Genomic DNA, 9,966 nt, shown 5'->3' with positions numbered 1-9,966 from the left:
TTGCTTGGCGACCATAGCATTGTGGACCCACCTGATTTCCATGCCGAACTCAGAAGTGAAACGCAATAGCGCCGATGGTAGTGTGGGGTCTCCCCATGTGAGAGTAGGACATCGCCAGGCTTTGATTACTGTTTTCAGATTTTTATAAATCTGAGGAACAGAACTAAGGCATAGCATTACTAATATAAGTCTAAGTTTTAGTAACAACTTGTGGAGAGATGGCTGAGTGGTTGAAAGCACCGGTCTTGAAAACCGGCATACGTTAATAGCGTATCTAGGGTTCAAATCCCTATCTCTCCGCCACTATTCTAAAACCCACTGAGATATCAGTGGGTTTTTTACGTTTGTCGATAGAGATTTATTCCCAGCTTATATTAAAACCAATTTGGAAAATTAACTGGTCAGGTCTATCCATTCCCTTGAGCACATTCTCTGATAAATCGATTTCAATGTTAGTAACCTGCATTTGCTCTTCTCCCAGCAGTTTAAGTAATGAGTTTAAGCACGACACGTTGATGTCGAGTAAGCGAGGAGACCATCACATTAGGTGAGTTATATTACCCTTAAAGTTTCTTCTCGACATACGGTATTGACTGTTATAGTCTGGACATATAGACGTCTAAATGCCTTAGGGAGAAAGTAAGATGCCCATCAAGATTCCTGACCAATTGCCAGCGCTGGATACGCTTAGATACGAAAATATATTCGTCATGCCAGAGTCTCGTGCAACGACGCAGGAAATACGCCCACTTAAAGTGCTCATTCTTAATTTAATGCCAAAAAAGATTGAAACGGAAACACAGTTTCTTCGTCTCTTATCGAATAGTCCATTGCAGATTGATGTAGAATTATTACGAATTGATAATCGACCAAGTAAGAATACGCCGACAGAGCATTTGGATACGTTTTATCGCCAGTTCGAAATGGTAAAAGACAGAAACTATGATGGTTTAATCATTACTGGTGCACCATTAGGTCTCGTTCAATTTGAAGATGTTATCTATTGGGATCATCTTCAAACGATCATGAACTGGGCGAAGGATCACGTAACCTCTACGTTATACGTATGTTGGGCTGCACAAGCGGGCTTAAAGCTGTTGTACAACTTACCCAAGCGCACTCGAAAGGAAAAGCTGTCAGGAGTGTATCAGCATCAAGTCTTGCAACCCTACCATCCCGTTCTTCGGGGCTTTGATGATACTTTCTTAGCACCACACTCTCGTTATGCTGATTTCTCACCTGAATATTTGTCGGAGCATACAGACTTAGATATTTTGGCTACATCGGATGTTGCTGGTGTGTATCTTGCTACAACGAAAGACAAGCGAAATGTCTTTGTCACTGGTCACCCTGAATATGACTCTCACACATTACATAATGAATATATTAGAGATCTAGGGGAAGGAATGGAGCCACCAATTCCTGTAAATTATTATCCAAACAACAACCCAGATAACAAACCTAATGCCAGTTGGCGAAGCCATGGTCATTTGCTGTTTTTGAATTGGTTAAACTACTGTGTTTACCAACAAACGCCGTATGATTTGTCTCTCTTCTCGGAAGCTAACTTCACAAAAGACGACGAGTAAATTTTTTAAAATAAAGGGCAGCGTAATTGCTGCCCTTTATTTTTATTCTTCTGCTTTGGCTTTCTCTATCATAGGAGTGATAGTGGAGCCTTGTATAAGAATGGAAAAGACGACAACGGAATAGGTCATTACGAGAATGATCTCTTTAACGTCTATTAGCTTATCTGGAATCACTAAAATGCCAGGAGGGATAGACAGAGCCATTGCAAGAGCTAACCCCCCTCTGAGTCCTCCCCATGTGAGAATTTTCACTGACCAAGGGTTATAGCGACGGTATCGTTTAAAACCTAAATAGGAAAGCCAAACACTCAAATATCGGCTGGTCAAAACAAGGGGAATAGAAAATGCCATTAGAATCCAATCTTCATGATGGAATTCGAACAAAAGCATAGACATACCGATAAGTAAGAATAAAACGCCATTCAAAAACTCATCAACCAGCTCCCAAAAATGATCTAAGTGCTCTTCACTTTCTTTTGAAAAACCAATAAAGCGAGTCCAGTTTCCAATCATAATTCCTGAAACTACCATCGCTAAAGGTCCGGATACATGAATCACATCTGCAAAAGCATATCCGGCTGTTGGTATTCCTATAGTCAATAAAAGCTCCATAGAGTGATCGTCGGTAGAGCTGATTAAATAGTGGAATAATAGACCAAGAGCGAATCCATATACGATTCCGCCTATGGCTTCTTGTGCAAATAGGATAGTCACGCTTGTGACTGTCGGGGATTCCGTACCAAACGCCATAGTATACAGTGTGACAAAAATGACGAGACCAAACCCATCATTAAAAAGGGATTCACCCTCTATTTGAGTGGAGATGCGTTTGGGAGCATCAAGCTTTTTCACGATGGCGAGCACGGCGATGGGATCTGTTGGTGATATGAGCGCCCCGAAGAGCAAACAATATATTAGGTCGAACTGTATACCAACAACTTGGCAGAATAAGTAGAGTGCACCACCGATAAATGCGGTTGAAAACAACGTAGCACCTAGCGCTAAAACCGTAATTTCCCATTTTTGATCTTCCATATTTGGAAGCTTTATTCCTAGACCACCGGCAAACAGAAGAAACCCCAGTATGCCTTTGAGTAAAAACGCTTCAAAATTGATGGTACTGATTGTTTCTGCAGCGACTTTGGTTAAGTGAAACCAATCGTTCTGACCCGCAATAATAATGAACAGTGATAAGATCAGTGCACCTGCAGTGATGGCGATGGTGGTCTGCATCTTTCCTATTTTACTGTTTATAAAAGCGATCAACATTGCCGCTGCGGAAAGAAAGCACAGAGTGTAATAGACAGACATAAACTTGGGCATTCCAAATGTAACAAAATGTGTAAGTGGCGAATTTTCCTCCTACTCAGACACAATATCAAATACTTTTTTTGTTCATTTACGGAGTAAGAAAACAGCTATGATAGATTGATAATTTACTAGTTTAGACGTCTAGATTTCTATTGCATGTGTGGTAGGATGAGAGCAAATATAAGGAATGAGGCTGTAGTGTGGCTGGAAGCAATTTAAGACATCAAATCGAACAACAACTGTCCCGAAGAATCATGATCATTGATGGTGGCATGGGCACCATGATTCAGGACTTAAAGTTGGAAGAAGAGGGGTATCGTGGCGAACGCTTTTCCGATTGGCATTGTGATTTAAAAGGCAACAATGACCTTTTAGTGTTGTCTCAGCCACAGCTTATTAAGGACATCCACAATCAGTATCTGGAAGCTGGTGCTGACATTTTAGAAACCAACACGTTCAATGCGACGACGATTGCGATGGCTGACTATGATATGGAAAGCCTGAGTGAAGAAATCAACATCGAGGCAGCGCGGCTGGCAAGAGAAGCCGCAGATGAATGGACGGCAAAAACACCAGACAGACCACGCTATGTTGCCGGTGTTCTTGGTCCGACTAACCGAACGTGTTCGATCTCTCCAGATGTTAACGATCCTGGATATCGTAACGTTAGCTTTGACGAGTTAGTCTTGGCGTATTCTGAATCGACGCGTGCACTCATCAAGGGAGGAGCACACCTCATTCTGCTGGAAACCATTTTTGATACATTGAATGCAAAAGCCTGTGCGTTTGCTGTTGAATCGGTATTTGAAGAAATGGGCATTGAATTGCCCGTTATGATTTCAGGCACGATCACCGACGCATCCGGTCGAACCCTTTCAGGGCAAACAACGGAAGCATTTTACAACGCATTAAGACATGTGAAGCCCATTTCATTTGGTTTGAACTGTGCGTTAGGTCCCGATGAGCTGCGTCAATACGTAGAAGAGCTTTCTCGTATTTCAGAATGCAGTGTTTCTACGCACCCGAATGCTGGCTTGCCCAACGCGTTTGGTGAGTATGATCTGTCACCAGAGGACATGGCTGAGCATATTGGCGAGTGGGCAAGAGCAGGGTTTCTTAACTTAGTGGGTGGATGTTGTGGGACGACGCCAGAACACATTCGCCAAATAGCATTAGTCTGTGAAGGGGTTGCACCTCGCAAGCTGCCGACAATACCAGTGGCATGTCGCTTATCGGGTCTTGAACCCTTAACGATCGAGAAAGATACCTTATTCGTTAACGTAGGTGAACGAACCAACGTAACTGGGTCTGCGCGCTTTAAGCGCCTGATTAAAGAAGAGCTTTATGATGAAGCATTAGATGTTGCTCGTCAGCAAGTTGAAAACGGTGCTCAGATCATCGATATCAACATGGATGAAGGGATGTTAGATGCAGAAGCTTGCATGGTTCGTTTTTTGAACCTGTGTGCCTCTGAACCTGAAATCTCCAAAGTCCCAATCATGGTTGACTCCTCTAAGTGGGAAGTCATCGAGGCGGGTCTAAAATGCATTCAGGGTAAAGGCATTGTTAACTCGATTTCTTTGAAAGAGGGTAAAGAGAAGTTTGTTGAACAAGCGAAACTCATCCGTCGGTACGGTGCTGCCGTAGTCGTGATGGCGTTTGACGAAGTGGGGCAGGCTGAAACGCGTGAACGCAAACTCGAAATCTGTACTAATGCATATAACATTCTGGTTGGTGAAATCGGTTTCCCGCCAGAAGACATCATTTTTGATCCGAATATCTTCGCGGTTGCGACGGGTATTGAAGAACACAATAATTACGCGGTCGATTTCATTGAAGCCGTTGGCGACATTAAACGTAAACTGCCACACGCGATGATTTCTGGCGGTGTGTCTAACGTTTCCTTTTCTTTCCGAGGCAATAATTACGTTCGTGAAGCCATCCACGCTGTGTTCCTATACCACTGTTTCAAGAACGGTATGGACATGGGTATTGTTAATGCTGGTCAGCTCGAAGTATACGATAACGTTCCTGAAAAGCTTCGAGAAGCCGTTGAAGACGTAGTTTTAAACCGTCGTGATGATGGTACTGAGCGCTTACTCGATATTGCTGCCGAATTTGCAGGAAAAGGCGTAGGTAAAGAAGAAGATGCGTCAGCATTGGAATGGCGAAGCTACCCTGTTGAAAAGCGGTTAGAGCACGCATTAGTGAAAGGAATAACAGAGTTCATCGTTGAGGACACGGAAGAAGCTCGTCAGAAAGCGACAAAACCACTCGAAGTGATCGAAGGTCCTTTGATGGATGGCATGAACGTGGTGGGTGATCTCTTTGGCGAAGGTAAAATGTTCCTTCCTCAGGTAGTAAAATCGGCACGTGTTATGAAACAGGCAGTGGCTCACCTTGAACCGTACATAAACGCGTCTAAACAAGCGGGATCGACAAATGGAAAAATACTGTTAGCGACCGTAAAAGGGGATGTTCACGATATTGGTAAGAACATTGTAGGTGTTGTACTGCAATGTAATAACTATGAAATCATTGATCTCGGTGTCATGGTTTCTTGTGAGAAGATCCTGAAAGTTGCCAAAGAGGAAAACGTAGATATTGTTGGACTATCGGGTCTGATTACCCCCTCTTTAGACGAAATGGTTCACGTTGCAAAAGAAATGGAGCGGCAGGGCTTTGAGCTCCCACTTCTTATTGGTGGCGCGACGACCTCCAAAGCGCATACAGCGGTAAAGATTGAACAAAATTATCACAAGCCAGTGGTGTACGTGAATAACGCTTCACGCGCGGTTGGGGTATGTACCTCTTTGCTCTCTAAAGATTTGTATCCTAGCTTTGTTGAAAAGCTGGATGCAGACTATGTTCGTGTGCGTGATCAGCATAATCGTAAGAAGCCTCGAACCAAGCCAGTAACCATTACAAGGGCGCGAGAAAATCGAGTCGCAATTGATTGGGTGACTTACACGCCACCAGTACCGGCTAAGCCGGGCGTGCATATCTTTGATGATTTTGACGTGTCCATATTGCGCAAGTATATAGATTGGACCCCTTTCTTTATGACGTGGTCGCTGGTAGGTAAATACCCTGCGATCTTTGATCATGAAGAAGTGGGTGAAGAAGCAAAACGATTGTTCAAAGACGCTAATGAATTATTGGACAAGGTTGAAAGTGAAGGTTTATTAAAAGCTCGAGGTATGTGTGCGTTATTCCCTGCTGCTAGCGTAGGGGATGATATTGAAGTGTATACCGATGAGAGCCGAACCGAGGTCGCTCACATGCTTCATAACCTTCGCCAACAAACTGAAAAACCAAAAGGGTTTAATTACTGCTTGTCTGACTATATCGCACCAAAATCCAGCGGTAAGAAAGATTGGATTGGTGCATTTGCTGTCACAGGCGGGATTGGTGAGCGTGAACTTGCTGATGCATACAAAGAGCAAGGTGACGATTACAACGCCATCATGATTCAGGCAGTAGCCGATCGATTGGCAGAGGCATTTGCAGAATATCTTCACGAGCAAGTACGAAAAGACATCTGGGGTTATGCTACGGATGAGAACCTAAGCAACGACGATTTAATTCGTGAAAAATATCAAGGGATTCGACCTGCACCGGGCTATCCGGCCTGTCCAGAACATACTGAAAAAGGCACGTTATGGGACATGCTAAAGGTTGAAGAATCGATCGATATGTCTCTGACCACAAGTTACGCCATGTGGCCTGGAGCATCGGTGTCGGGTTGGTACTTTTCGCACCCAGATTCCCGTTATTTTGCCATTGCGCAGATCCAAGAAGATCAAGCGAGAGATTATGCAGAAAGAAAGGGGTGGAAGTGGGAAGAGGCCGAGAAATGGCTTGGACCCAATCTTAATTGATCTGCCTGTCATAAAAAGAAAGGGTTGGCGAATGCCAACCCTTTTTGTGTTTGAAGGCTATTTTTCAAAAAGCTCTTGGTGGAGGGCTTGCACTGCTTTCTTAGACACAGACTCGTGCAGTAAGAAACAAAGGTTGTGAGCACTTGCTCCGTAGCAAATCATACGAAGATTGAAATCCTCCAGTGTACTGAAGACTTGCTTCGCGTAGCCTTTGCTCTCTTTCATGTTGTTCCCAATAAGCGCAACCAAGCACAGATTATGTTCTATATCGACCGTACACAGTTCTTCTAGTTCTCGTCTGGCTTCTGCGGGCAGCTCTGGTGCACCGCCACTGGTATTGGTTTGATCAAGCGTAAGCGAAACACTGACTTCTGATGTGGTGATCAAATCAACAGAGATTTTATACTTCGCCAGGATTTGGAACACGTCAGCAAGAAAGCCATACGCTTGGAACATATTCGGGCTTCGTAATGTCACCATGGTTTGATTGCATCGCAGTGCCAGTGCCCGAAATAGCGGTGCACTTTCTACCTTTTGACGAATCCAAGTTCCACCCTTTTCAGGCTCTTTTGATGAGCCAACAAAAACCGGTATTTGATGACGCAGTGCTGGTAGTAGCGTGGAGGGGTGCAAAATCTTAGCACCAAAATTAGCCATTTCTGAGGCTTCACTAAAGCTGATTTCTGGAATCGGGCTCGCTTTAGACGCAATGCGTGGATCAGTTGTGTAGATGCCTGGAACGTCTGTCCAAATCTCTAGACCTGCTGCTTCGACAGCTTCGGCAATCAAGGCCGCACTGTAATCACTGCCACCTCGTCCTAATGTCGTGGTGTTTCCATCCGAATCAGAGCCAATAAAACCTTGGGTGACCACCACGTGCTGGTGACAAAGGGGAACCAGCTTTTCTTGCGCCAGCCGAGAAATCTCTTCCAATTCTGGTTGGGCTTTTCCATGAGCAGAGTCGGTGCGCAGGACATCACGGATATCAAATCGAACAGCATCAACGCCCCGCTCTTTCATCAACTGAGTCAGAATATGCGTAGACATGAGTTCGCCACATGACACCAAATGATCCGTCAGCTTTTCACTGGATTGGAACGATGCCGCTTCCGCTGCACTCGCAACGGAATCTAAAATCGTATGGACTTGCTTTTCAGTATCCGTAGGATCGGCAAGCTGATCTAAAATTTGATCGTGTATATCCGAGATCTGCTTAATCAATTGCTGACGCTTACTGGCGTCTTGAACACCGCTTGCAAGTTCAACAAGAAGGTTTGTGACACCAGAACAGGCGCTGCTGACAATCAATCGTGTATTAGGATTGTTTTCAATAATGGCGCTGCAACGACTCATTGCTTCGAAGTTTGCAACACTGGTTCCACCAAATTTTGCTACATTAAATGCATTCGTGGCTTTGTTCTCGTTCAAAGCACTGTCTCCCAAAAAACGTCCAAGAATAACGACAGGGTAATCAAAGGAATTACCTAACATCCGATGTTGAAGAGAGATTACGTAGAGCAGAGGGAAAGCATAAGAAAGGAATGCGTACCTCAGAAGCTCTTCACCTTATTGGTGACAGTCGGTAGGATTCAACCTACTCGCCCGATGTATAATTCACCCGCAATGAATCATCATCTCGGCATTGCTCCCCCTGAGTGAAGTGTTTTGGAATTGGGGTTCCACACCACACCTGCCTGGGCAATGCTCCTCTTCTGCTAGAAAGCCCGTTTATTGAACGGTTTTATTATTAAAATGTCAATCACAAAGCGTGAATTTGTTATTTTGTGATAATGGCAATACAAAAATTGGGTTCTAAATGCTCGACCTGAGCCCATTAGATGGATTAGAGTAAAATTCGTACAGTACGATTGCACACCATTACGAAACCTACAATTACAATAAAATGAGAACTCCTATGACAATCACAAGCTTCAACCCGCCAAGACGCATTTTACTCGGTCCGGGACCATCGGATGTGTACCCTGAAGTTCTTCAAGCCATCAGCCGCCCGACGGTTGGTCATCTCGACCCGTTGTTTATTCATATGATGGATGAGCTAAAGCAGCTTTTAAAATACGCATTTCAAACTAAGAATGAGTTCACTATCGCGGTATCCGCCCCTGGCAGTGCGGGTATGGAAGCGTGTTTTGTTAATTTGGTTGAACCCGGAGACAAAGTGATTGTGTGTCGCAATGGTGTATTTGGAGAGCGAATGAGAGAAAACGTTCTTCGATGCGGTGGTGATGCAGTTGTTGTCGATGATGAATGGGGGGAGCCAGTCAGCGTTCAAAAAGTACAAGCGGCATTTGAACAACACCCTGATGCTAAAGTATTGGCGTTTGTACATGCAGAAACCTCGACTGGGGCTTGTTCGGATGCTCAAGCGCTCGCAAGTATTGCCAAGAAATACAGTGCGTTGACCATAGTCGATGCCGTCACTTCTTTAGGCGGTGTACCGCTATATGTAGACGATTGGGGGCTTGATGCGGTGTATTCAGGCAGTCAGAAGTGTTTATCGTGTGTGCCTGGTTTATCGCCATTAACTTTCTCGCAAGCAGCCATTCAAAAGATTACGCAGCGCAGCACGCCTGTACAGAGTTGGTTTTTAGATCAAAGTTTGGTATTGGGGTATTGGAGTGGAGAGGGTAAGAGAAGTTATCATCATACCGCTCCGGTCAATAGCTTATACGCGCTTCATGAAGCCTTGCTGAAATTAAAAACGGAAGGGCTCGAAAGGGCTTGGGAAAGACACAAAGCCATGCATGGCAAGCTTAAAGTTGGGTTAGAAAAATTAGGTTTTAAGTTTGTCGTTGAAGAAGATTCACGTTTACCACAGTTGAATGTGGTGTACATACCAAAAGGCGTCGATGAAGCGAGCGTACGTGCTACCTTACTTGAAAGGTACAACCTAGAGATTGGCGCAGGGCTGGGAGCGCTCGCAGGTAAAGCATGGCGCATTGGTTTGATGGGGTATGGTGCTCGTGAAGAAAATGTCGCACTGTGCCTCAAAGCATTGGAAGAAACGCTTTAAAACGTCCAAAAAAGCCGCTTTAGACGAGCTAATGCCGCTCGCTTAACAGCGTGCGGCTCTTTTCTTATGTGGATACCGGGGAGCCTTATACAGAACAACCCGAGGAAAAGGCTTCCTCTTTCTTTTCTTGGGTAAAATGAGTCGCTTACCACTT

Annotated in this window: 5 protein-coding genes, 1 tRNA gene, 1 rRNA gene and 1 riboswitch; of the genes, 5 read left to right on the top strand and 2 right to left on the bottom strand. The window is 44.5% G+C overall.

Features of this window, described 5'->3' with window-relative positions:
• Positions 1–3: 3 nt before the first annotated feature.
• The 3 genes from rrf (at position 4) to metA (ending at position 1,589) form a co-directional block, all read left to right on the top strand.
• Positions 4–120: ribosomal RNA gene (gene rrf, locus HC752_RS23170) — 5S ribosomal RNA — on the top strand.
• Between the two features lie 92 nt (positions 121–212).
• A tRNA-Ser gene (locus HC752_RS23165) sits at positions 213–303 on the top strand.
• Between the two features lie 341 nt (positions 304–644).
• Complete coding sequence (gene metA / locus HC752_RS23160) at positions 645–1,589, top strand: homoserine O-acetyltransferase MetA (RefSeq protein ID WP_190337564.1); 945 nt, start codon at positions 645–647, stop codon at positions 1,587–1,589.
• A 42-nt stretch (positions 1,590–1,631) separates the two neighbouring features.
• Here metA and HC752_RS23155 read toward each other — a convergent pair whose 3' ends face one another.
• A complete protein-coding gene (locus HC752_RS23155; RefSeq protein WP_190337563.1) occupies positions 1,632–2,900 on the bottom strand; it encodes a cation:proton antiporter in 1,269 nt (422 codons plus the stop codon).
• Positions 2,901–3,100: 200 nt separating this feature from the next.
• Between HC752_RS23155 and metH the strand changes: the two genes are divergently transcribed.
• A complete protein-coding gene (gene metH / locus HC752_RS23150; RefSeq protein WP_190337562.1) occupies positions 3,101–6,781 on the top strand; it encodes a methionine synthase in 3,681 nt (1,226 codons plus the stop codon).
• Positions 6,782–6,838: 57 nt separating this feature from the next.
• Here the strand turns inward: metH and lysC are convergent, their stop codons facing one another.
• A complete protein-coding gene (lysC, locus tag HC752_RS23145) occupies positions 6,839–8,272 on the bottom strand; it encodes a lysine-sensitive aspartokinase 3 (RefSeq protein WP_190337561.1) in 1,434 nt (477 codons plus the stop codon).
• A 55-nt stretch (positions 8,273–8,327) separates the two neighbouring features.
• A riboswitch (Lysine riboswitch) is annotated at positions 8,328–8,501 on the bottom strand.
• A gap of 195 nt (positions 8,502–8,696) precedes the next feature.
• On the opposite strand from lysC, the gene HC752_RS23140 reads away from it, so the two are divergent.
• Complete coding sequence (locus HC752_RS23140) at positions 8,697–9,812, top strand: pyridoxal-phosphate-dependent aminotransferase family protein (protein WP_190337560.1); 1,116 nt, start codon at positions 8,697–8,699, stop codon at positions 9,810–9,812.
• The last annotated feature ends 154 nt before the right edge of the window (positions 9,813–9,966 follow it).

This window comes from Vibrio sp. S9_S30, from assembly GCF_014694455.1.
GTDB lineage: Bacteria > Pseudomonadota > Gammaproteobacteria > Enterobacterales > Vibrionaceae > Vibrio.
This window is presented reverse-complemented; position numbering and strand designations above follow the sequence as displayed.